Genomic DNA, 22,590 nt, shown 5'->3' on the forward strand with positions numbered 1-22,590 from the left:
CCGGCGATGACGGCGTTCGCCTTGCCGGGCGCGAAGCCGATGGACTCCATGAAGGCACCGGTGCCCTCGATGCCGTGGCCGCCGAACCAGCCGAAGAGCTTCTGCGCGCCGTGCGCGGCGAGGACGCCGCCGGTTCCGACGCGGAGCAGGAGAAGGCCCAGGTCACGGCGGTCGAAGCAGGAACGGGTCATGGCGCTGTCTCCTGGGGTCAGAGCGGGTGGTGAGAGGGTGGGGGCGGGCATGTTCGTCACCCCACCGTCCGTCAGAGCAACGCCGCGTACCTCGCTCAGTCGGCCGTACGAGTGACCCCGTCCGGTGGCGGGGTGGGGCGGCCGATGTGACCGTGGGTGCATGAGCATTCAGGTAAACCGCCTCGCGGACCCGACGGTCCGGGCCTTCGTCAGCGCCGTGAACTCCCACGACCAGGCCGCCTTCCAGGCCGTCCTCACGCCCGACGCGACCATGTCCGACGACGGCTCCGAACGGAACATCGCCGAGTGGACGGACCGCGAGATCTTCTCCTCCAACGGCCACATGGACGTGGAGAACGAGTCGGACGGCGGGCTCGTGCTGATCGTCTCGTACCGCAACGACACGTGGGGGGAGATGCGGACGAAGTGGCGGTTCACCGTCGACGGCGGGAAGGTCTCCCGGTTCGAGACGGGTCAGGCCTGAAGCAGGGCTGCTCCAGATCTGGAGCAGGTCTGAAGCAGGTCTGGAGCAGCACCGAGTGATGCGGTTCGCGGGAGGTCTTGCCTTCGCGTGCGCTTCAACTCCTAGCGTCCGTGGGCATGGAGACGACACGTACGGCACGCAGGACATTGGGGCGGAGCGGCATCGAGGTCAGCGCGCTCGGCCTCGGCTGCTGGGCCATCGGCGGCGAGTGGTCGGGGCCCGGCGGTGAACCGTACGGCTGGGGCGCGGTCGACGACGAGGAGTCGGTGCGGGCGATCCGGCGTGCCGTCGACCTCGGCGTGAACTTCTTCGACACCGCGGACAACTACGGGACCGGGCACAGCGAGCGCGTCCTCGGGCGCGCTCTCGGCGCGCGGCGGGACGACGTCGTCATCGCCACCAAGTGGGGGAAACTCTTCCAAGAGGAGACGCGGACCGCGGTCGGGGGCGCGGACGACTCGGTCGCGTACGCGCGCCGTGCGCTGACCGCTTCGCTGAAGCGGCTCGGCACGGATCACATCGATCTCTATCAGCTGCACATCGGCGACGCGGAACCGGAGCGGGCCGCGCAACTGCGGGACGCCTGCGAGGAGTTCGTGCGGGAGGGGCTCATCCGGACGTACGGATGGAGCACGGACGACCCGGCCCGCGCGGCGCTCTTCGCCGAGGGGCCGCACTGTGCGGCGGTGCAGCATCGCTGCAACGTGCTGCAGGACGCGCCGGAGATGCTGGCGCTCTGCGCGGAGCTCGGTCTTGCGAGCGTGCTGCGGAGTCCGTTGGCGATGGGGCTACTGACCGGGAAGTTCAGCGGCGGGCGCGTGCCGGGGGCCGGCGACATCCGCAGCGCACCGCCCGCCTGGCTGCCGGGCTTCGGAACGGGCGGTGGCGCCGACCCCGAGTGGCTCGGGCGGGTGGACGCGGTGCGGTCCGTGCTGACCGGCGGCGGACGGAGCCTCGCGCAGGGCGCCCTCGCCTGGCTCTGGGCACGGAGCCCGCTGACGGTGCCTGTTCCGGGCTTCCGGACCGTGGCGCAGGTCGAGGAGAACGTGGGGGCGCTGGAGTACGGGCCGCTGACCGAGGGGGAGTTGGGCGAGGTCGAGCGGATCCTGGGGGAGGCGCGCGGGGTGGACGGGGAGTAATTCGCCTGGCGTCTAGGGGGGAGCGCGGGGAGCGGGGGCCCGGGGAAGGCCCCCGCGAGAGGGAGTGGGGGAGCGCGGGGGGTCTACCCCGCGATCCGCACCGCCGACCCGCTCACCCGCACCCTCTCGTCCCCTTCCCGCAGGCTCACCGTGAGTACTCCGGGGCGGCCCATGTCTGCGCCCTGGTGAAGGGTGAGCTCCGACTCGGCTGGTACCAGGGCCAGTTCACGGGCGTACGCGCCGAAGGCGGCCGCCGCGGCGCCCGTGGCGGGGTCCTCCACGACTCCGCCCACCGGGAACGGGTCGCGCGCGTGGAAGGTCGACTTCGACTCCCGCCAGACCAGTTGGACCGTGGTCAGGTCAAGTCGGCGCATCAGGGCCGCGAGGCGTTCGAAGTCGTACGACAGGTCGGCGAGGCGTGCGCGGGTCGCGGCGGCCAGGATCAGGTGGCGGGCGCCCGCGTAGGCGATGCGGGGCGGCAGCGCCGGGTCGAGGTCGCCCGCCGGCCAGTCGAGCGCGGCCAGGGCCTCGGTCAGGTCGGCCGCCGAGACCTCGTCGACGTGCGGCTCGACGCTGGTGAGCGTGGCCCGCAGGGTGCCGTCCACGTCGGTCACGGTCACCGGCACCGTGCCCGCCCGTGTGGAGAAGACGAAGTCGCCCACGCCGCTGCCCCGTTCGGCCAGCGCGACCGCCGCCGCCACCGTCGCGTGGCCGCAGAAGGAGACCTCGGCCTGCGGGCTGAAGTAACGCACGTCGAAGGAGCGGCCCCCATCGCCGGAGCCAGAGCCAGAGCCAGAGCCAGAACTGGAGCCGGAGCCGGAACCGGCCGCCGGGATCAGGAACGCCGACTCGCTGTACCCCACCTCCGCCGCGATCCCCAGCATCACCGCGTCGTCGAGACCGGTGGCGTCGAGCACGATCCCGGCGGGATTGCCGCCCGCCGGGTCGGTCGAGAACGCGGTGTACCGCAGGACGTCAGGAGAGGCGGCGCTTGCCGAATTCGTCGTCATGTCGCAGGGCAACCGTTCCGCGACCCCGGTCATTCCCGCGGTTCCCCGGCGCGGCCCGGCCGTCACGGAGCGGCTGCCCTGTCCCCCCTGCCCCCTCACAGTGGCATGTGGGCCGTCAGTGGCAGCTCTTGTAGCCGGGGTTGCTGTTCGTCCAGGAGCAGGAGTCCTTGAGCGAGCCGCTCGGCTTGATGAGGCGGGCCTTGTCGCTGGTGTTGTTCCATACGTACGAGCCGCGGCCCCAGTAGCGGACGCCCGACGCGTTGGTGCCCTTGCCGGTGCGGACCTTGACGGTCTTGCCGGAGCCGATCTTGTAGCTGCCGAAGGTGTACGTGTAGCCGGTGTTGTCCTTCAGCTTGTAGCCCTTGAGCTGGACCGCCGAGCCGGAGCTGTTGTGGATGTTCACCCACTCCGCGTTCAGCGAGGAGTTGGAGCGGGTGTCACGGCCCGGGCTGTCGAACTGGATGTACCCCAGGTGCAGTCCGCCCTGGTGGCGCGCGGCGGCGGTCGCGGGGGACGCGGCGAGCAGAGAGGCCGCGAGTGCGGCGGCCGCGAGGACGGCCGGGGCCGCGGAACGTATGCGCAAGGTGTGCTCCGAGTGTGCTCTGAATATGGAGTTCTCGTGGAGGGCACGCTGAGCATACGGGGGGTGATGCGCGTAATTGACGCGGTGCGTCCTATTCCGTTTGTGGAAATGTGGGCCGACCGTGAGTGACGGGTCACGGTCGGCCACGAAAGGCGCCGGCGGCTAACCCCGCCCGACGAACGGCATGTTCGTCGCGAGCACCGTCGCGAACTGCACGTTGGCCTCCAGCGGCAGCTCCGCCATATGGCGCACCGTCCGTGCCACGTCCGACACGTCCATCACCGGCTCGGGCGCCAACTCCCCGTTGGCCTGCAGGATTCCGGTCCGCATCCGCTCGGTCATGTCGGTCGCCGCGTTGCCGATGTCGATCTGGCCGCAGGCGATCCGGTAGGGGCGGCCGTCCAGGGAGAGGGACTTCGTCAGGCCGGTCAGCGCGTGCTTCGTCGCCGTGTACGCGATGGAGTGCGGGCGCGGTACGTGCGCGGAGATGGAGCCGTTGTTGATGATCCGGCCGCCCTGCGGGTCCTGCTCCTTCATCTGACGGAAGGCCGCCTGCGCGCACAGGAAGGCGCCGTTGAGGTTCGTGTCGACGACGTGCCGCCACGCGTCATACTCCAGCTCGTCGACGGGGACGCCGCCGGGGCCGAACGTGCCGGCGTTGTTGAAGAGGAGGTCGAGACGGCCGAAGCGGTCGCGCACGGCGGAGAAGAGCGCGGCCACGTCCTCGGGCCGCGACACGTCGGTGCGCACACACAGGGCGTCGGTCTCGGCCGGGGCGTTCACCTCGGTGGATTCCTCGGCGTGCGGGACGGGCCGCACCGCGGCGCCCTCCGACACTCCCGCGGCGATCGCCGCCGTCTCCTCAAGTGTCTCCTTCCGGCGCCCCGCGAGCGCCACGGACCAGCCGGCCCGCAGCAGTTCCACCGCCACGGACCTGCCGATTCCGGAGCCCGCGCCGGTCACCACGGCGGTCTTCATCTGCCCGGTCGGATTCCCGGTCGAATGCCCAGTTAGCTCTGCGTTCATGGCCCCGCAGCGTACGGGAGGCCCGTCCACGCGGACATCATCGTCCCGCCATGCGGCTGTTGTGTACGCGACAGTCGCGCGCCTTCCCTCACCACTTGCATGCCCGTGACACCAATCGTCAGGGGAGGGCCACATGACACCCGCAGGCCAGCAGGACACAGCCGAACTCCGAGCCGCCGCCAGTCACTTGGGACGCCGTCGCTTCCTCACCGTCACCGGTGCCGCGGCCGCGCTCGCCTTCGCCACCAACCTGCCGACGGCGGGCGCCGCGAGCGCCGCCGAGCTGGACGCGCGGAAGATAGCCGACGATCCGTTCACGCTCGGCGTGGCATCCGGCGACCCGCAGCCCGGCTCGGTCCTGCTCTGGACCCGTCTGGCCCCGGCCCCGTACGAACCGGGCAACGGTCTGCCCGCCGAGCGCGTCACCGTCCAGTGGGAGCTCGCCCACGACGCCCGTTTCCGCCGTATCGCCAGACGCGGTTCCGCCACCGCCCACCCCGAGTTCAACCACACCGTGCACGTCGAGGTGGGCCACCTCGACGCCGCACGGACCTACTACTTCCGCTTCAAGGCGGGCAAGTGGATCAGCGAGACGGGCCGGACCCGCACTGCCCCCGCGGCCGACAGCAAGGTCAGCTCCCTGACTCTCGCTGCCGTGTCCTGCCAGGCGTACCACGACGGCTACTTCACCGCGTACAAACACCTGGCCGAGGACGATGTCGACGTCGTCTTCCACCTCGGCGACTACCTCTACGAGTACGCGGTCAACGCGGTCGGCGGCGCCCGCAACTACACCGACCGCACCCTGCCCGCCCTCTACAACCGCGAGACGCAGACGCTGGAGGACTACCGCCTGCGGTACGCCCTCTACAAGTCCGACCCCGATCTGCGCGCCGCGCACGCCGCGCACCCCTTCGTCGTCACCTGGGACGACCACGAGGCCGAGAACAACTACGCGGGTGACCTCGACGAGAACGGCAACCCGCCCGCCGAGTTCCTGGTGCGCCGCGCCGCCGCCTACCGCGCGTACTGGGAGAACCTGCCGCTGCGCAGCCCGCAGAAGCCGAGCGGCCCCGACCTCCAGCTCTACCGCCGCGTCAAGTGGGGGCGGCTCGCCCAGTTCGACATCCTGGACACCCGGCAGTACCGCTCCGACCAGGCGTACGGCGACAAGGCCCACGTCCCGGGCCCGGAGTCGGACGACCCGGCGCGCACCATCACCGGCGGCGCGCAAGAGCGTTGGCTGATCAACGGCTGGCGCGGCTCGCGGGCGCTGTGGAACGTCGTGCCGCAGCAGGTCACGTTCTCCGAGCGGCGGCTCGACCTGAACGCGGAGGCCAAGCTCTCGATGGACGCCTGGGACGGCTACCGGGCGTCGCGGCAGCGGGTCCTCGCCGGGGCGAAGTCCTCCGGGATCGACAACCTGATGGTGCTCACCGGTGACGTGCACGTCGGGTACGCCTTCGACATCAAGGCCGACTTCGACGACCAGGCGTCCAGGACGGTCGGTACGGAGATCGTGGCGACGTCCATCGCCAGCGGCAAGGACGGCGCCGACAAGCCCGCGAACTGGGAGACCTACACCAAGGCCAACCCACACCTGAAGTTCTACAACGGGCGGCGCGGGTACGTGACGGTCGACCTGGGCCAGGAGTCCGCGCGCGCCGACTTCAAGACCGTGTCGGCGGTGACGACGCCCGGGGCGCCGATCACCACGGCTGCGTCCTTCGTGACGGAGTCGGGGAACCCGGGGCTGAAGCCCGCGTAATCCGCGGCGGAGGACCCAAGGGGTGCGCTCACTCGCCCGGGTAGCGCACCCCGATCCGCTCCCGCACCGCGTCCAGGGTCCGCATCACCGCGAGGGTGCCGTCGAGGGGGACGAGGGGGGACTCGGTGTCGCCCGCGCGCAGGCGGTGCATGACCTCGGCGGCCTCGTGCTTGAGGCTGTCGCGGGGGCCGTGCTCGGGGACGGCGGTGAACTCCTCGGGGTCGCGGCCGTCGCGGTGCAGCACGAAGCGTTCGGGGAAGAAGAAGCCGTTCGGGACGTCGATGCGGCCCTTCGAACCGGTGACGGACGCGGTGACGGGGGTGCCCCCATTGATGGAGCAGTGCAACAAAGCGTGAGCACCGCTCTCCCACGAGAGCAGCATTCCCGTCTGGAGATCAACGCCCTCATCCGAGAGCGTCGCTCTCGCTGTCACCCCCGAAGGCTCCCCGAGCAGCAGCTGCGCGAACGACACCGGGTACACCCCGAGATCGAGCAGCGAGCCACCGCCCTGCGCCGGGTCGCGGAGGCGATGCGCGGGAGGGAAGGGCCCCGCGAGCCCGAAGTCGGCCTGCACGGTGCGCACCTCACCGATCGCCCCGTCGTCGACCAGCGCCTTCATCCGCCTGACCAGCGGATGGCAGTACATCCACATGGCCTCCATCAGGAAGAGGCCCCGCTGCCGGGCGAGCGTCACCAGCTCCCGCGCCTCGCGCGCGTTCAGCGCGAACGCCTTCTCGCAGAGCACCGCGCGGCCGGCGTCGAGGCAGAGGCCCGCCGCGGCCCGGTGCGACGCGTGCGGCGTCGCCACGTACACGACGTCGACGTCCTTGTCCTCGGCGAGCGCGCCCCACTCGCCGTACGCGCGCGGTATTCCGAACCGCTCGGCGAACGCCTTCGCCGAAGCGTCGGTCCGCGATGCCACCGCGACGACCTCCGCGTCCGGCATGTCGAGGAGGTTCGCCGTGAACGATGCGGCGATCCCGCCCGTCGCGAGGATGCCCCAGCGCACGGGCTCACGGTTGTCTTCCACCACTGGGGCCCCTGTTCGTACCGCGCGTACCGCGGAAATGGTCTCAACCAGCACAGCTGAGCTGAGAGCATAGGTAATCGCACGCCTAATCGGGAAGGAATCCGCATGCCGGAGCACGGCAGCCGCACCACGAGTGGGTCCGAAGCCCCCCTCATACGGCAGTCCCGGGCGCCGGTACCGGGCCCCGCCTCAGCCGCCCCCGCCTCAGCCTCCCCCGCCCCCGCGGACCTCACCGCCCGGCGTCGCACCGGCCTCCTCGTCACCCTCGTCCTCGGCGGCCTCACCGCGGTCCCGCCGCTCTCCATGGACATGTACCTGCCGGCGCTCCCGGAGGTCACCCGCTCCCTGCACACGTCCGCCGCGACCGCGCAGCTGACCCTCACCGCCTGCCTCACCGGCATGGCGCTCGGGCAGCTCGTCGTCGGGCCGATGAGCGACAAGTGGGGGCGGCGCAGACCGCTGCTCATCGGGCTCCTCGTCTACATCCTCGCCACCGCGATCTGCGCGTTCGCGCCCACCGCCGAACTCCTCATCGCCTTCCGCCTGTTGCAGGGCCTCGCGGGCGCCGCGGGCATCGTCATCGCCCGCGCCGTCGTCCGTGATCTCTACGACGGCGTGGAGATGGCCCGCTTCTTCTCCACCCTCATGCTGATCTCCGGGGTCGCCCCGGTCGTCGCGCCCCTCATCGGCGGCCAGGTCCTGCGCTTCACCGACTGGCACGGCATCTTCGCCGTGCTCACGGTGATCGGCATCGCCCTGACGGTGGTGGTCTGGCGGAGCCTGCCCGAGACGCTCGCCCCGGAGAAGCGGCACAGCGGCGGCACCGTAGAGGCGCTTCGCACCATGAAGTCGCTCCTGGCCGACCGCGTCTTCACCGGCTACATGATCGCGGGCGGCTTCGCCTTCGCCGCGCTTTTCGCGTACATCTCCGCCTCGCCGTTCGTCATCCAGGAGATCTACGGCGCGTCCCCGCAGACCTTCAGCCTGCTCTTCGGCGTGAACTCCGTCGGCCTGATCGTCGTCGGCCAGATCAACGGCAAGATCCTCGTCGGCCGGGTCAGCCTCGACAAGGCGCTCGCCTTCGGCCTGACGGTCATCGTGCTCGCCGCCACCGCGCTGCTCCTGATGACCTCGGGCGTCTTCGGCGACGTCGGCCTGTTCCCCGTCGCGGCCGGGCTCTTCGTCCTGATGTCGGCGATGGGCCTCGCGATGCCCAACACCAACGCCCTCGCACTGATGCGCACCCCGCACGCCGCGGGCTCCGCGTCGGCGCTGCTCGGCACGTCCTCGTTCCTCGTCGGCGCCATCGCGTCGCCGCTGGTGGGCATCGCGGGCGAGGCGACGGCCGTGCCGATGGCCGTCGTCCAGCTGGTCTGCGGCCTTGCGGCCATCGGCTGCTTCTTGGGACTGTGCCGCCCCTGGCAGCACTCGGCCAGGCCGAATCGGGAGGGGACGGACCACTGACCGCGCCACGCCTGCTGCGCGCCGGGACACCGGACCGTGCGGGGCTCGACACGGACGAGATGGCCCACCTCGTGCGCGAGGTGCGCGCACTGACGCGCGGCGAGCGGCCCTGGTGCGCGGGCGCCGTCGTGCTCGCCGGGCGGGGCCCGGTGATCGCCGTGGAGGAGGCGGTGGGCCGTGCGGTGCGCTACGCCGCGTACGACCCTGAGAAGGACGCGGGCGTCGAACTGCCGCCCGCCGAGCAGGTGTTGACCCGCACCGGCACGCCCTTCGACCTGGCATCGCTGACCAAGCTGTTCACGACGGTCGCCGCGATGCAGCAGCTGGAGCGCGGCACGCTCGGCATCGACGCGCTGGTCTCCGCGTACGTCCCCGAGTTCAGGGCGGCCGCCGAGCACGGCATCACGGTGCGGCAGTTGCTCACGCACACCTCGGGTCTGCGCCCCGAACTCCCCCTCTACGACTGCCCGGACGACGCCGCGCGCCTCGCCGCGCTGCGGGCTGAGGCCCCGTCGAGCCTGCCGGGTGACTACGTCTACTCCGACTTGAACATGCTGCTCCTCCAGCACGTCCTGGAGCGCATCACGCGCCGCCCGCTCGACGTCCTCGTACGCGAGGGCATCACCCGGCCGCTCGGCATGGCGGCCACCGGCTTCGGGCCGCGCCCCGACGCCGCGGCCACCGAGGACCAGCGCAGGCCCTGGGCCAAGGCCGACCGGGGGATGCTGCGGGGCGAGGTGCACGACGAGAACGCCTGGGCGCTCGGCGGCGTCGCGGGCCACGCCGGGCTCTTCTCCACCGCACGCGACCTCGCGGTGTTCTGCCGCGCGCTGCTGTGCGGCGGCTCGTACGGTACGGCGCGCATCCTCGGGCCGGACTTCGTGGAGCTGATGCTTACGCCGCCGGGGCTCGGCTTCGGCCTTGACCAGGCGTGGTTCATGGGGGAGCTTGCGGGGCGCGGGGCGGCGGGGCATACGGGGTTCACCGGGACGTCGCTGGTGCTCGACCCTGCCACGGACACGTTCCTGATCCTCCTGGCCAATACGGTTCACCCGCGCCGCGGGTCGGCTGACAGCGGACCTAGGGCACGGGCTGCGACGAGGCTGGCCCGCTCGGCCCGCTGAGTGCTTTTCGCTGGGGGCGGGATTTACCTGCGGGCCCGGTGGGGGCTTGTCGCGCAGTTCCCCGCGCCCCTGGGGTGGTGCGCTTGTTGGTCACCTGCGGGCCCGGTGGGGGCTTGGCGCGCAGTTCCCCGCGCCCCTTCGGGCGCCCGTAGAATCACGGGGTGAACGTGCCGATTTCCCCCGCCGAGAACCTCCGCGCCGCCCTTGCGGGGCTGCTCGGTGGGCTTCCGGCCAAGCAGGCCGCGCAAGCCGTTGACCGGCTGATCGCCAATTACCGGGGGCTCACCCCGACCGACGCCCCGATCCTGCGCGACCGCGCGGACGTCGCCGCGTACGCCGCGTACCGCATGCCCGCGACCTTCGAGGCGGTGCGTTCCGCGCTCGGTGCCCTCGCGGACGCGGCGCCCGCCGGGTGGGTGCCCGGCAGTCATGTGGATGTCGGTGGTGGCACCGGCGCGGCGACCTGGGCGGTGAGTGCGACCTGGGACGGCGAGCGGCCGGTGACAGTGCTTGACTGGGCCGAGCCCGCCCTTGCCCTGGGGCGTGAACTCGCCGCCGCGAACCCGTGGTTGAAGGCGGCGCAGTGGCAGCGCTCTCGTATCGGATCGGCGCTCAGCATCGAGAGCACTGATCTCGTCACGGTGTCGTACGTCCTCAAGGAGCTGACGGAGGACGACCGGCGCTCGGTCGTGGACGCGGCGGCCGACGCCGCGCAGGCCGTCGTCATCGTCGAGCCCGGCACCCCCGACGGTTACGCACGCGTCATCGAGGCCCGTGACCGGCTGATCGCCGCGGGCTTCCGGATCGCCGCGCCCTGCCCGCACAGTGCCGCCTGCCCGATCGTGCCCGGCGAGGACTGGTGCCACTTCTCGGCGCGCGTCAGCCGTTCCTCCCTGCACCGGCAGGTCAAGGGCGGCTCGTTGGCGTACGAGGACGAGAAGTTCAGCTATGTGGCGGCCGTCCGCTTCGACACGGAGCCCGCGGCCAACCGCGTCGTACGCAAGCCGCAGATCCGCAAGGGCCTGGTCCTGCTCGACCTGTGCGCGGCGGACGAGACGCTGCACCGCGAGACGGTGACCAAGCGCCACGGCCCGCTGTACCGCGCGGCCCGCGACGCGGAGTGGGGCGACGCCTGGCCGCCCCACCAGGAGGACACCCCCTAGGCGCGCAGCTCCTGCGTGCAGCACTTCACGCTGCCGCCGCCCTTGAGCAGCTCGCCCAGATCCATGCCGACGGGTTCGTAGCCACGCTCCCGCAGTGGCGCGAAGAGGCCGACCGCGGCCTGCGGGAGCAGTACGTGCAGCCCGTCCGATACCGCGTTGAGCCCCAGGGCCACCGCGTCCGGCTCATCGGCGATCAGCGCGTCGGGGAAGAGGCGCCGCAGGACCGCCTGGCTGCCCGGCGAGAACGCGGGCGGGTAGTACATGACGTCGTCGGTCGTGTCCCCCGTGTCCCCCGTGTCGCTGAGCACCGCGAGCGCCGTGTCCAGGTGGTAGTAGCGGGGGTCGACGAGATCGAGTCCGATGACCGGGCGGCCGAAGAACTCCTGCGCCTCCCCGTGCGACAGAGGGCTGGCCCGGAAGCCGCGTCCGGCAAGGACGTACGAGGACGTGACGGCGAAGTCGCCCTCGCCCTCGTTGATGTGGGTGGGTTCATGGAGGTCCGTGAAGCCGTGCTCCCGGAACCACTCCAGGTGGGCGACCGCTTCGTCGCCGCGCTCGGGATAGGCGAACCGCGCGCCGAGCACGCGGCCCCCGATGACGGTCGCGCCGTTCGCGGCGAAGACCATGTCCGGCAGGCCGGGGCGCGGGGTGAGCTCCTCGACGGTGTGGCCGAGCGAGCGGTAGCGGTCGCGCAGGTCCTCCCACTGGGCGACGGCCAGCGGGACGTCGACCGGTTTCGATGGATCCATCCAGGGGTTGATGGAGTACGTGACCTTGAAGTGTGCGGGTGAGCACATCAGATAGCGCCGGGGTGTGGCGCGACGAGGAAATCGACTCAACGAGGGCTCCTCACGTACCGCGGTGGTCAGTTACTGCCCATAGTGGGGCAGTTGCTGTTCATGGTGCGGTCTGAGGAGCCCTCGCGCTGTGATCTGAACGGGTGGTTCAGCGAGTGGTCAACCCGGGTCTGCGGATGGTCAAGACACCATCGGTGCCGTCGACGTCCCCGTCTCATGACTCGCCGCGCGCCGAGCGACCTTCCTGCAGCTTGCGCAGCAGCTCACGCTTCTGCGCCTGCGGGCTGAGCCCGCCGCCGACCTGTCCGCCGCGGGCCCCGCCGCGCAGCGCCTTGCGGGAGAGGTTGGTGCGCGTACCGCCCACGCCCAGCATGTTTCCTGCTCCGCCTCGTGACATGTCTGTACCTCCGGATCGAGAACCTCCCACGAGACGTCGCGTCTCGCTTCGATGTGATTACTTTGAACGAGACGGTCCGTCTTGTCAAGGGAAATCGAGACGGTACGTCTCGGCTCGTCTGCTGCTACATTCGGAGACATGGCCACGAAATCCGCCCCAGACTCCACGCGCCGCAGCGAGCGTTCGCGCCACGCGATCTATGACGCCGCCCTCGAACTCGTCTCCGAGGTCGGGTACTCCAAGCTCACGATCGAGGCCATCGCCTCCCGGGCGGGCGTGGGGAAACAGACGATCTACCGCTGGTGGCCGTCGAAGGGCGCCGTCCTGCTCGACGCCTTCCTCGACCTCGGCAAGCAGGCCAGCATTGAGGCGAGCACCGAGGCGGGCCACGAACTGGAGCACGAGATCCCGGACTCAGGGGACGTGGAGGCCGACCTCAAGTACGTCGTGCGGGCCACCATCGACGAGCTCAAGAACCCCAAGTACGACGCTCCCTACCGGGCGCTCGCCGCCGAGGGCATGCTCAATGACGACATCGGCGCCGAGTACGTGGAGAAGCTCCTCGAGCCCGGACTCCAGCTGTACGTGAAGCGCCTGCGCATCGCCCAGGAAGCCGGCCAGGTCGCCCCCGAGGTGGAACCCCGCATCGCCCTGGAACTGTGGACGGGCCCGATCGCCCAGCGCTGGCTGCAGCGGACAGGACCGCTCACGCACGAGTACGGCGACAAGCTCGTCGAGTACGCCCTCTACGGAATCGCGCCGCGCTGATCACACCTGGTTGACCGGCCACCGCTCCCGAAGACCGGCGGCGCTCACGCCCTTCGCGCCCTTCACCGGCGTCCGCGCGAGCAGCCCGGGCACGTCCGTGATCACGCCGTCGCAGCCGAGCCGCAGGGCCCGGTCGCGCTGGCCAGGGGTGGTCACCGTGTGCGCCCACACCCGGGGGATCCCGGAGTTGACCGCGCGCAGGACGTCCAGGTCCCGCGCCTTGTGATCCACGTCCAGGACGTCCACGAAACCGGCCCACCGCTCGGGCCGGTCCGTGCGCATCTGCGCCTTGGAGCGCCACAGCTGCGCGAGCAGGCCCATCCGGTGGGCGCGCGCCGCGACGCCGGGCACGTTGGAGTTCACGAACACCGAGCGGGTCAGGCCGCGCGCGCGGATCAGCGAGCCGAGCGCCCGCAGGCTGCGCGGGTCCTTCGCCTCGAGCATCAGCACGATCCGGCCGCCGAAGCGGTCGAGGACCTCGGCGACCGTCGGCGGCCGCTCGGAGCGCCAGCTGCCGGGCAGGCCGTGGCCCGGCCGCAGCCTGACCTTGCGCCACTGGCGCAGGGTGAGCGAACGCACCGGGCCGGTGGATGTCGTCGTGCGGTCCAGGGTCTCGTCGTGCATGGCCACCAGCGTGCCGTCGCGCAGCATCCGCGTATCGACGTCGATGACCTGGGCCGTGCCTCTTTCGTACGCCGCCACCAGGCCCGACATGCTGTTCTCCGGCACCTCGAGGGCGCCGCCCCGGTGTGCGGTGTAGGTGACGCGGGGGAGGGCCTCCACCGTCAGTGGGCCGCCGCCCCATTCGAGCGGGGCGAGGGAGCCGGCGGGAGCCGTGAGGGTCAGCGTGGTGAGGCTCATGAGCCCCGAGAATCCCGTGAGCACAGTCCTGGTGACCATGGCGAACACGGTAGGGGGGTATATCCCCAGTTAGTACGCAATGACGCGCGATGACACCCTGCGCCTTGCATCACCCCAGCTACCCCGGATGTGGGCTCTGGCCCCCCGAGGCGCAGGATGGTGCGACCATGGGAGATGCTTCTCGGCACAAATGCGAGGTGAGGGGATAGATGGGCGCGGAGTTCGACCGCCGTTCAGGCGGACAGAGCAGGATTTCCCAGTGGCTTCGCCGACGTCCCCGACCGGAGGACACGGCAGGTGAAGAGGCGAGCCGCGAGGCCCTCCTTGTCGCCGCGGCGGCAGCGGGTCTGCCGCTCTCACCGGCCGCGCACCCCTCCGCGTACCGATGTTCCTGTGACCGCATCGGCTGTCCCACCCCCGCCAGGCACCCCATCTCCTTCGCCTGGCAGACGCAGTCCACGACCGACCGCGGGCAGGTCGAGCGCTGGGCCAGGCACCAGCCGCAGGCCAACTTCATCACCGCGACCGGCATGGTCCACGACGTCCTGGACGTGCCGCTCGCCGCCGGACGCGAGGCACTCGCAAGGCTCCTCGCCGACGGCATCGACGTAGGCCCCGTCGCCGAGTCCGAGGGCATCATGGACGAGGGGCGGATGCTCTTCTTCACGCTCACGCGCGGCACCCCCGAGGACGAGGACGAGTGGTGGCCCTGCGAGCTTGACTGCCACCCCGAGACGACGAACGAACACCCGGGCTTCCGCTGGCACTGCCGTGGTTCGTACGTCCTGGTGCCACCCGCGCGGCTGCCCGGTGACCTGAAGGTTCACTGGATCCGGGGCCCCGAGCACGCGCTCCCGGACCCGCTGACGCTCCTGGAGACGCTCACCGACGAGTGCGCCCGCGTCGCGGGCGAACCCCAGCACGACGTCGCCGCCTGGCCGTTGAGGGGCTGACACCCGCGCGCGAAGGCCGCTGCACCCGGTCGCCGGGTTACTCGCCCTTCGCGCCCGTCAGGCCCTGGATGCGGCTCAGGAAGGTCACCTTGCCCGCCCCCGCCGGGTCGACGACGACCTGGTTCGAGACCCGCTCCAGCGTCACCGACTGCTTGACCTCACCCGTCAGGAGAGGCTTCACCTCGGGCTCGACGGTGAGGTTCACGCCCTTCGCGGCGGTCTGCTTCTCGTAGTGGTGCGTCGAGAAGAAGACCATCGCCCCGCCGTCCTGGGTGCGCAGACCCACCGGCGCGAACGTTCCGTCGTTCTTCGGCTCGTCGATGTACTGGACGGCGATACCGCGGCGCTTGGTGTTCTTGTCGCGGAACGCTTTCCACGTCGACGTGTGGTCGCCCGGCGCGAACGTGTCGCCGCCCGACCCCAGATACGTCGTGTACTCCTTGCCGAGGTTCTTCGGCGCCACCGCGAGAGCCGGGGAGTCCAGCTCGACCGGCTCGGCCCAGCCGTCCTTGTCCTTCTTCAGCTCGGGCATCTTGCCGGGCGACACCAGGTTCAGGTACGACGCCTCCCACAGCTGGTCCGCGCTGCCCTTCGTGAAGACGAGCAGCCAGCGCAGGTCACCCCTGCGGTTGGACTTCGTGTCCGCGACGAACCACCTCGGCCAGCCGGCCTTCTTGGGGATCGAGTACTTCGCGTCCGTCAGCTCCAGCGGCACCTGATCGGGGTTGCCGCCCGGGTTCCGCGCACCCTTCGACTTCAGGCCCGCCTGGTTGATGGCGCTCAGCGGGCCCGTGACCCGTGCCGCGTCCAGGGCCGGGTCGTACTCCTTCTCTGCCTTGTTGTAGGCGGTGAGGAAGTCCTTCAGCGCGCGGTCGGCCTCAGCCTTCGTCGCCGACGGGATGACCTCCCGCTCCCCGTGCACCGTCACGCATCCGCTCGCCGTCACCGTCAGTACGGTCACCGTCGACGCCACCATCGCGTACCGGCGCGGCCGTTGCGACCGTCCGCCCAGCATCGGAGTGCGCTGCCTTGGAAGCCTGCTCATGCGTTGCGTTCACCTTCCCCTTCCCGGGCCCGAACCCTACCGGGGCGAAGAAGAACGCGAGCGTCGGGATCAGGTACAGCAGCCACACCGTGACCTGGACAACCGTCGGATCGGGCTGGAAGTTGAAGATGCCCTTCAGGAGCGTGCCGTACCAGCTGTCCGGCGGGATCGTCGCACTGATGTCGAACGCCTTGTTCTGCAGGCCGCCGAGGAACTCCGCCTCCTGCAGGTCGTGCACGCCGTACGCGAGCACGCCGGCCGCCACGACCACCAGCATGGCGCCGGTCCAGGTGAAGAACTTCGCCAGGTTGATGCGGACCGTGCCCTTGTAGAACAGCCAGCCGAGCGCGATAGCGGTGAGCAGGCCGAGGAGCACGCCGATCAGCGGCCCTGGCGTACCGTCGCCCGAGGCCCGCACCGACGCCCAGACGAACAGCGCGGTCTCCAGGCCCTCGCGGCCCACGGCGAGGAACGCGGTGGCGACCAGGGCGCCCGTGCCCATCTGCAGCGCCGCGTCCAGTTTGCCGTGCAGCTCCGCCTTGAGATGACGGGCCGTACGCCGCATCCAGAAGACCATCCACGTCACGAGCGCGACGGCGACGATCGACAGCGAACCGCCGAGCGCCTCCTGCGCCTTGAACGTCAGCTCCTGCGAACCGAAGGTGAGCGCGCAGCCGAAGCCCAGCGCGAGGCCGCACGCGACGCCGATGCCGATCCAGATGGGCTTGAGGGCGTCGCGCCGCTCCGTCTTCACCAGATAGGCGATGAGGATGCAGACGACCAGGCTGGCCTCGAGGCCCTCGCGCAGGCCGATCAGATAGTTGCCGAACATGTCTGTGTCAGATCCCCTCAGCCGAACAGTGCCCGGCCCCACCAGTCGTCCTTGTCACGGACGCCCGGCGGGATCGCGAAGACCGCTGAACCCACGTGCTGGATGTACTCGTTGAGAACGTCGGCGCGCGCCAGACTGCGCTGCACCGGGATGAACCCCGTGCGGACGTCCCGCTGGTACGCGAGGAAGAAAAGCCCCGCGTCCAGGCGGCCGAGCCCGTCGGTGCCGTCCGTGAAGGAGTAGCCGCGGCGCAGGATCGTCGCACCGTCGTTGGTGTCGGGGTGCGCGAGGCGGACGTGCGAGTCGGGCTTCATCGCCTTCAGGAACGGCTCGTCGTGCTCCTTGGCCTTCCCGACCGGCGCGCCCTCGCCCTTGTCGCGCCCGAAGATGTCCTCCTGCTCGCCGAGCGGAGTCCGGTCCCAGGTCTCGACGTTCATGCGGATACGGCGCGCGACGAGGTACGAACCCCCGGCCATCCAGCCGGGCCCGTCCTTCTCGCCGACCCACACGTGCTCGGCGAGCGCGGACGCGTCCTCACCCGAGACATTGCGGGTGCCGTCCTTGAAGCCGAAGAGGTTACGAGGCGTCTGCGCCCCCGGCGTGGTGGAGGACGTCTTGCCGAAGCCGAGCTGCGACCAGCGCACCGCGACCCTGCCGAAGCCGATGCGGGCGAGGTTGCGGATGGCGTGCACGGCGACCTGCGGGTCGTCCGCGCAGGCCTGTACGCACAGGTCGCCGCCGCCGCGGGACTTGTCGAGGTTGTCGCCGGGGAACTTCGGAAGATCCACGAGCGCCTCCGGCCGCCGGTCCGCGAGGTCGAACTTCTCGAAGAGGCCGGGCCCGAAGCCGATGGTGAGGGTCAGCCTGGACGGCTTGAGCCCGAGCGCCTCGCCGGTGTCGTCCGGCGGCGCCTCGGAGAGCCCGCCGAAGGCACCCTCACCGACCTCGTGCCCCGCGGTCATCCGCGCGGCGGCCTTCGTCCAGTCCTTCAGGAGCTGCACGAACTGCTCGCGGTCGTCCGTCTTCACGTCGAACGCGGCGAAGTGCAGCCGGTCCTGGACGGCGGTCGCGATGCCCGCCTGGTGCTTGCCGTGGAAGGCGACCGCGCCGCCCGCCGAAGAGGCGGGCACGGCCTCTTCCCCTTCGCCGGCCCTGGCCACCGCCACCGCGCCCCCGGTGACAGCGGCGCCGAGCGCGAGCCCGGCACCGCCCCAGCCGAGGAGTGAACGCCGGGAAGGGGGCCCGGAGTTGATGCCCTCGTCCGGCATGGACGCGCTGCCGGTGTCGCTCGTGGTCTCAGTCATCGTTCCGGTACCCCCTGCCGCTACTCGGTTGCCGCTACTTGGTCGTGACGACGGCGGCGGCCAGCTTCGACAGCGGCTCCGCGAGCGCGTTGACGCCGTCCTGCAGCTCCTTGACGTCCGCCTTGCCGAGCTTGTCGTACGACGTGAACGCGTACGAGTCCTTGCCGCCGCCCTGGCGGTACTTGCCGAGCAGCTTGTCCAGGGCCGCGAACTGCTTGTCGAGCTCCTTGGTGAGCGCCGGGTCGTTCTCCGCCGCTACGGCCTTCAGCAGGCCGTACGCCTCCTCGGCGCCCTCGACGTTCGCCTTGAAGTCGACGAGGTCGGTGTGCGAGTAGCGCTCCTCCTCGCCGGTGACCTTGCCGGTGGCGACCTCGTCGAGGAGCTCCTTGGCGCCGTTGGCCATGGAGGTCGGGGTGATCTCGGCCTTGCCGACGCGGTTCTGCCAGTCCTTGAGGTCCTTGTCCAGCCGCGTGGCGAGCTGCTTCTCGCGCTGGCCGATCTTCTTGTCCTTCCACAGGGCCCGCTCCAGACGGTGCCAGCCCGTCCAGTCCTTCTCCAGGTCCTGGCCCTCCTCGAGGCCGTCCTCGCGCAGGTCGACCTTCGGGTCGATGTCACCGAAGGACTCGGCGACCGGCTCGGTGCGCTCCCAGCCGATGCGGGAGTTGGCGTACGTCTTCTTCGCGGCCTCGATGTCGCCCTTGCGGACGGCGTCGGTGAAGAGCTTCACCTTGGGCAGCGTCGCGTCGGCCTGCTCCTGCGCGTAGGCGCGGTAGTCGGCGACGGCCTTGTCCAGGCGCGGGTCGCGCTTGACGGCCTTGCCGCCGCTGACGCTGATCTTCTGGCGGATGCCGTCGCCCTTCATGCCGGGCTTGCAGGCGATCTGGTACGAGCCGGACTTCACCTCGGCGGTGAGCTTCTGCTTCGTGCCGGGGCCGATGTTCTCGCGCTCGCTGACGATGCGGTCGTCGGGGAAGAGGAGGTAGACCTCGGTGACCTTGGAGCCCTTGTTCTCGATGGCCAGCTCGATGTGCCCGGAGCTGAGCTTCGTCTTCGAGACCTCGCACTTGTCGTCGGTGGCGGTCACCTCGACGGTGTTGGAGCCGCCCTTGGCGTCGCTCTTCTCGGTGCAGCCCGTGACGGCGGTGAGCGCTGCCGCTGCGGCGACGGCAGTGGCGACGGGAAGGCGGACGGGGCGCATAGGGGCTCCAAGACGGGTCACGGACGGTTCCGGCATGCCAGTGAGGCGGACCTAACTTAACTGACCCTTACCTGGTCGATACCCAGCCGTTCCGTGATTCACCTCTCAACGGTCGGGGCTGCTCACGGGGGCATCACGGTGGGGTGATGGGGGGTTCATGGGGTGGCAAAGGGCGGGTCAAGAACAGGCTCTTTCCCCAACCCCGCCCCTTCCCGGCTGCATCCATTGGCGGCTTCGCCGCGCAGGGGGCTCCGCCCCCAGACCCCCGGTCCTCAAACGCCGGACGGCTGAAAGATTTCGCCGGACCGGAGAAATCTCAGCCCGTCCGGCGTTTGAGGACATCTTGTACGGGGTCTGGGGCGGAGCCCCAGTTTCGGGAAGGGGTGGGATTGGGGAATGCCCCGCAGGGCCCGCCCGAACCTCACCCCCGCACCGGCGCCACCAGCGGAGCCCCCGTACGGGGATGCGGAAACACCTCCACCGGCTGCCGGTAAACCTCGCTCAGGAGCTCCCCGGTGAACACCTCCCCCGGAGGCCCCTCCGCAGCGAGCTCCCCACCCCGCAGCACCGCCGCACGATCCGCGTACCCCGCAGCCAGCCCCAAGTCATGCAGCACCACCACCACCGCGTCCCCCGCGGCGGCCCGCTCCCGGCAGATCCGAAGGACCAGCTCCTGGTGGCGCAGATCGAGCGCGGCGGTCGGCTCGTCGAGCAACAGCAGCGGCGCCCGCTGGGCGAGGACACGGGCCAGCGCGACCCGCGCCCGCTCACCCCCACTGAGCGCGGAGAAGGGACGTGAGGCGAACTCGCCCACCTCCGTCGCGGCCATCGCCTCCCGTACGACACGGTCGTCGTCCTCCTCCAGCGCCGTACCCGCCCAGGGCGCACGCCCCATCCGTACGACGTCCTCGACCGGGAAGGGGAAGGAGAGCGCGGCGGACTGCGGCAACACGGCCCGCCGCAGGGCGAGTTCACGAGCGGGCCACTCCGAGGTGGGCCGACCGCAGACGCGTACGACCCCTTCGTCGGCCGGGAGATCGGCGGCCAGCGCGGCCAACAGGGTCGACTTCCCCGCCCCGTTGGGCCCGACCAGGGCAAGCACCTCGCCCGCCCGCGCGGTCAGGGAAACCCCGGCGAGGACCTCGCGTCCTCCGAGGCGCACCCGCAGCCCCGACGCCTCGGCGAGCGCGTCGCCGGGGGAGACGGGCCCCGGCAGCGCACGCCCACCCCCGGACGAGAACAGCCACTCGGCGATCCGCCCGATCATGCCCAACCCCCTTGCTTGCGACGGGTCCTGCGCAGCAGCCAGAAGAAGAACGGGCTCCCGAAGAGCGCGGTGAGCACCCCCAGCGGCAGCTCCGCGGGCGCCGCCACCGTCCGCGCCGCGAGATCCGCGCCGACCAGGACGACCGCCCCGCCCAGCGCGCTGCCCGGCACGAGGAAGCGGTGGCCTGGCCCCGCCGCCATCCGCAGCAGATGCGGGACGAGGAGGCCGACGAACGTGATGATCCCGGCGACGGCCACGGCGGCGGCGGTCAGCAGCGCCACCACGAGGACGAGGACGAGCCGCAGCCTCTCCACGTCGACCCCGAGATGCCGAGCGGGCCGCTCGCCGAGCGCGAGGAGGTCCAACTTCCGTGCGTACAGCGGCGCCACGGCCAGACCGGCCACCGCGCACGGCAGCACCGCGAGCACCTTCGGCCACGTCGCGCCGGCGAGCGAGCCGAGCTGCCAGAAGGTGATCTGGGTGATCTGCGCGTTGTCCGCGAAGAAGATGCAGAGCCCGATCAGGGCTCCCGCGAACGCGTTCACCGCGATCCCGGTGAGGATGAGCGTGACGACCTCCGTACGCCCGCCGTCGCGGGAGAGGACGTACACGAGAAGGACGGTCGCGAGCCCGGCGACGAACGCGCAGACCGTCACGGTCCAGTTCCCGAAGAAGCTGAGGCCGAGCGCGATCGACGCCACCGCGCCGACGGCCGCGCCCGCCGATATCCCGATGACGCCGGGCTCGGCGAGCGGATTGCCGAACACGCCCTGCATGAGGGCCCCCGCGCAGCCCAGCGAACCCCCGACGAGCAGCGCGAGCGTCACGCGCGGCAGCCGCACGTTCCACAGGACGCTCTCGCCGACCCGGTCGAGCGCGCTCCCGCCGAGACCGATCCGGTGCGTGACGGAACTGAGGACGTCGCCGAGGGGGATGTCGTACGCGCCGATGCCCGCGGAGAGGAGACAGAGCAGGACGAGGACGGCGACGAGGCCGAGGGTGAGGGCGGCGGTCGCGCTCCGGCGGCGGACGCCGGGCTTGTGCGGCTCCCGCGACGCGGCCCTGCCGTCCGCCACCTTGGCCAGGACGGTCACTTCCCGCCCCCGTACAACTGCTTCACCAGGGACTTCAGGACCTGGTCCGTACGCGGCCCGTAGTTCAGGAGCACTCCGTCGTCGACCGAGACGACGCGGCGGTCGAGACCGGCCGGGGTCTCGGCGACACCCGGGATCTTGAGCAGTCCGTCCACGCCGTCCACGGATTCGAGCCCCTTCGACATGACCAGAATCGCGTCGGGCGCGGCCTTGGCCAGAGCCTCGCTGGTGATCGCCGTGAAGTCCTTCTTCAGGCCGGACTCCTTGCCCGCGTCGACCGCGCCCGCCGCCTCCAGGAGCGAACTCGCGCCGGACTCGCGGCCGCCGAGCAGATAGACGGAGGCGGAGCCGCGCAGGTAGAGGAAGGCGACGCGGGGCTTCTCGGTGCGGGCGGACGCCGGGATGGACTTCCGGGCCTTCGCGATGCGGTCCTGCGTACGGGACTTGAGCTCGTCGCCCGACTTCCCGACCCCCAGCGCCTCGGCCACCGCGTCGATCCGGGGGGCCACGTCGTCGAGGCCCTTCGCCGGGTCGAACACGACCAGCGGGATGCCCGCGTCGCGTATCTGGCCGATGGCCTCCGCGGGACCCGTCGAGGTGTCCGCGAGGACGACTGTCGGCTTCAGGGAGAGGACGCTCTCCGCCGAGACGTCGTGCGCACGTGTCACCACCGGCAGCTTCTTCGCCTGTTCGAAGGTCGCGGTGATGTCGCGGGCCACGACGTTCTTGCCGAGCCCGAGCGTGAAGACGATCTCGCTGAGGCTGCCGGTCAGCGGCACTATGCGGCTCGTGTCCTTGACGGTGACCTTCTTGCCGTCGGCCGAGGCGACGGTGGCGGGGAGTGTGGCGTCGGGGCGGGACTTGAGCGGCTCGACCCGGTCGGGTGCGGAAGCCGCCGCCTTCGCCTTCGGGGATGTCCCGCCGCCGCCGTCCGACGCTGCTCCACAGCCCGTGAGGGCCAGGGCGAGAACGGCGGTCCACGCGCCGACGATACGGAGTGAGCGCGGCATACGCACCGAAGTCCACCGTCCTGTCGTGCTGTTGAGGGTCTGCTGCTGAGGCGCCTGAGGCGCCTGAGGTTCGGGTGGCCGG

General features: G+C 70.9%; 23 protein-coding genes. 8 read left to right on the forward strand and 15 right to left on the reverse strand.

Annotation, left to right across the window (positions count from 1 at the left end; genetic code table 11):
• A partial coding sequence (locus ABD378_RS00830) for a DoxX family membrane protein (RefSeq protein ID WP_344518276.1) occupies positions 1-191 on the reverse strand: 191 nt, incomplete at its 3' end.
• 160 nt (positions 192-351) lie between these two features.
• On the opposite strand from ABD378_RS00830, the gene ABD378_RS00835 reads away from it, so the two are divergent.
• Both ABD378_RS00835 and ABD378_RS00840 read left to right on the forward strand, forming a co-directional pair.
• Positions 352-675: a nuclear transport factor 2 family protein gene (locus tag ABD378_RS00835; protein ID WP_344518277.1), complete on the forward strand. Its 324-nt coding sequence runs from the start codon at positions 352-354 to the stop codon at positions 673-675.
• 116 nt (positions 676-791) lie between these two features.
• Positions 792-1,814, forward strand: coding sequence for an aldo/keto reductase (locus ABD378_RS00840; protein ID WP_344518278.1), 1,023 nt, complete (start codon positions 792-794; stop codon positions 1,812-1,814).
• Between the two features lie 83 nt (positions 1,815-1,897).
• Here the strand turns inward: ABD378_RS00840 and ABD378_RS00845 are convergent, their stop codons facing one another.
• The 3 genes from ABD378_RS00845 to ABD378_RS00855 form a co-directional block, all read right to left on the reverse strand.
• Entirely contained in the window at positions 1,898-2,824 is a 927-nt protein-coding gene (locus tag ABD378_RS00845) for a PhzF family phenazine biosynthesis protein (protein WP_344518280.1), read from the reverse strand.
• Between the two features lie 115 nt (positions 2,825-2,939).
• Complete coding sequence (locus ABD378_RS00850) at positions 2,940-3,407, reverse strand: lamin tail domain-containing protein (RefSeq protein WP_344518281.1); 468 nt, start codon at positions 3,405-3,407, stop codon at positions 2,940-2,942.
• Positions 3,408-3,569: 162 nt separating this feature from the next.
• A complete protein-coding gene (locus ABD378_RS00855) occupies positions 3,570-4,433 on the reverse strand; it encodes an SDR family oxidoreductase (RefSeq protein WP_344518282.1) in 864 nt (287 codons plus the stop codon).
• A gap of 133 nt (positions 4,434-4,566) precedes the next feature.
• On the opposite strand from ABD378_RS00855, the gene ABD378_RS00860 reads away from it, so the two are divergent.
• A complete protein-coding gene (locus ABD378_RS00860) occupies positions 4,567-6,201 on the forward strand; it encodes an alkaline phosphatase D family protein (protein WP_344518283.1) in 1,635 nt (544 codons plus the stop codon).
• 28 nt (positions 6,202-6,229) lie between these two features.
• Here the strand turns inward: ABD378_RS00860 and ABD378_RS00865 are convergent, their stop codons facing one another.
• Entirely contained in the window at positions 6,230-7,231 is a 1,002-nt protein-coding gene (locus ABD378_RS00865) for a Gfo/Idh/MocA family protein (RefSeq protein ID WP_344518284.1), read from the reverse strand.
• Positions 7,232-7,336: 105 nt separating this feature from the next.
• On the opposite strand from ABD378_RS00865, the gene ABD378_RS00870 reads away from it, so the two are divergent.
• The 3 genes from ABD378_RS00870 (at position 7,337) to ABD378_RS00880 (ending at position 10,982) form a co-directional block, all read left to right on the forward strand.
• Positions 7,337-8,695 carry a Bcr/CflA family multidrug efflux MFS transporter gene (locus tag ABD378_RS00870; protein ID WP_344518285.1) on the forward strand — a complete coding sequence of 453 codons (1,359 nt, stop codon included), beginning with the start codon at positions 7,337-7,339 and terminating at the stop codon, positions 8,693-8,695.
• The gene (locus ABD378_RS00875) at positions 8,650-9,819 is read left to right on the forward strand and encodes a serine hydrolase domain-containing protein (RefSeq protein WP_344518384.1); all 1,170 of its coding nucleotides are present in this window, start codon (positions 8,650-8,652) and stop codon (positions 9,817-9,819) included. Before ABD378_RS00870 ends, ABD378_RS00875 begins: the two co-directional genes overlap by 46 nt.
• A gap of 161 nt (positions 9,820-9,980) precedes the next feature.
• Positions 9,981-10,982, forward strand: a complete 1,002-nt coding sequence (locus tag ABD378_RS00880) for a small ribosomal subunit Rsm22 family protein (protein ID WP_344518286.1) — start codon at positions 9,981-9,983, stop codon at positions 10,980-10,982.
• Here the strand turns inward: ABD378_RS00880 and ddaH are convergent.
• On the reverse strand, positions 10,979-11,821 hold the full coding sequence (gene ddaH / locus ABD378_RS00885) for a dimethylargininase (protein ID WP_344518287.1): 843 nt from the start codon (positions 11,819-11,821) through the stop codon (positions 10,979-10,981). The two genes, ABD378_RS00880 and ddaH, sit on opposite strands and share 4 nt — an antisense overlap.
• A 172-nt stretch (positions 11,822-11,993) precedes the next feature.
• Entirely contained in the window at positions 11,994-12,176 is a 183-nt protein-coding gene (locus ABD378_RS00890) for a DUF6243 family protein (RefSeq protein WP_344518288.1), read from the reverse strand.
• Positions 12,177-12,314: 138 nt separating this feature from the next.
• Here ABD378_RS00890 and ABD378_RS00895 point away from each other — a divergent pair, with 138 nt between their 5' ends.
• Complete coding sequence (locus ABD378_RS00895; RefSeq protein ID WP_344518289.1) at positions 12,315-12,944, forward strand: TetR/AcrR family transcriptional regulator; 630 nt, start codon at positions 12,315-12,317, stop codon at positions 12,942-12,944.
• On the opposite strand, the gene ABD378_RS00900 is transcribed toward ABD378_RS00895, so the two are convergent.
• Positions 12,945-13,844, reverse strand: a complete 900-nt coding sequence (locus ABD378_RS00900) for a glycerophosphodiester phosphodiesterase (protein ID WP_344518290.1) — start codon at positions 13,842-13,844, stop codon at positions 12,945-12,947. It lies immediately after the preceding gene.
• Between the two features lie 170 nt (positions 13,845-14,014).
• Between ABD378_RS00900 and ABD378_RS00905 the strand changes: the two genes are divergently transcribed.
• Entirely contained in the window at positions 14,015-14,758 is a 744-nt protein-coding gene (locus ABD378_RS00905) for a bifunctional DNA primase/polymerase (RefSeq protein ID WP_344518291.1), read from the forward strand.
• A 37-nt stretch (positions 14,759-14,795) separates the two neighbouring features.
• On the opposite strand, the gene ABD378_RS00910 is transcribed toward ABD378_RS00905, so the two are convergent.
• From ABD378_RS00910 to ABD378_RS00940, 7 genes are all read right to left on the reverse strand, one after another.
• On the reverse strand, positions 14,796-15,734 hold the full coding sequence (locus ABD378_RS00910) for an SCO2278 family lipoprotein (protein WP_344518292.1): 939 nt from the start codon (positions 15,732-15,734) through the stop codon (positions 14,796-14,798).
• On the reverse strand, positions 15,637-16,635 hold the full coding sequence (efeU, locus tag ABD378_RS00915) for an iron uptake transporter permease EfeU (RefSeq protein WP_344518293.1): 999 nt from the start codon (positions 16,633-16,635) through the stop codon (positions 15,637-15,639). The genes ABD378_RS00910 and efeU overlap by 98 nt, the downstream gene beginning before the upstream one ends.
• Positions 16,636-16,652: 17 nt before the next feature.
• A complete protein-coding gene (efeB, locus tag ABD378_RS00920; protein ID WP_344518385.1) occupies positions 16,653-17,903 on the reverse strand; it encodes an iron uptake transporter deferrochelatase/peroxidase subunit in 1,251 nt (416 codons plus the stop codon).
• A 70-nt stretch (positions 17,904-17,973) separates the two neighbouring features.
• Positions 17,974-19,137 (reverse strand): iron uptake system protein EfeO, encoded by a 1,164-nt coding sequence (gene efeO, locus ABD378_RS00925; RefSeq protein WP_344518294.1) that lies wholly within the window; start codon positions 19,135-19,137, stop codon positions 17,974-17,976.
• A 421-nt stretch (positions 19,138-19,558) separates the two neighbouring features.
• Positions 19,559-20,404, reverse strand: a complete 846-nt coding sequence (locus ABD378_RS00930) for a heme ABC transporter ATP-binding protein (RefSeq protein WP_344518295.1) — start codon at positions 20,402-20,404, stop codon at positions 19,559-19,561.
• On the reverse strand, positions 20,401-21,489 hold the full coding sequence (locus tag ABD378_RS00935) for a FecCD family ABC transporter permease (protein ID WP_386546834.1): 1,089 nt from the start codon (positions 21,487-21,489) through the stop codon (positions 20,401-20,403). The genes ABD378_RS00930 and ABD378_RS00935 overlap by 4 nt, the downstream gene beginning before the upstream one ends.
• A gap of 5 nt (positions 21,490-21,494) precedes the next feature.
• The gene (locus ABD378_RS00940) at positions 21,495-22,508 is read right to left on the reverse strand and encodes a heme/hemin ABC transporter substrate-binding protein (RefSeq protein WP_344518296.1); all 1,014 of its coding nucleotides are present in this window, start codon (positions 22,506-22,508) and stop codon (positions 21,495-21,497) included.
• Positions 22,509-22,590: the final 82 nt, after the last annotated feature.

Origin of the sequence: Streptomyces rectiviolaceus (assembly GCF_039533825.1) — a bacterium.
GTDB lineage: Bacteria > Actinomycetota > Actinomycetes > Streptomycetales > Streptomycetaceae > Streptomyces > Streptomyces rectiviolaceus.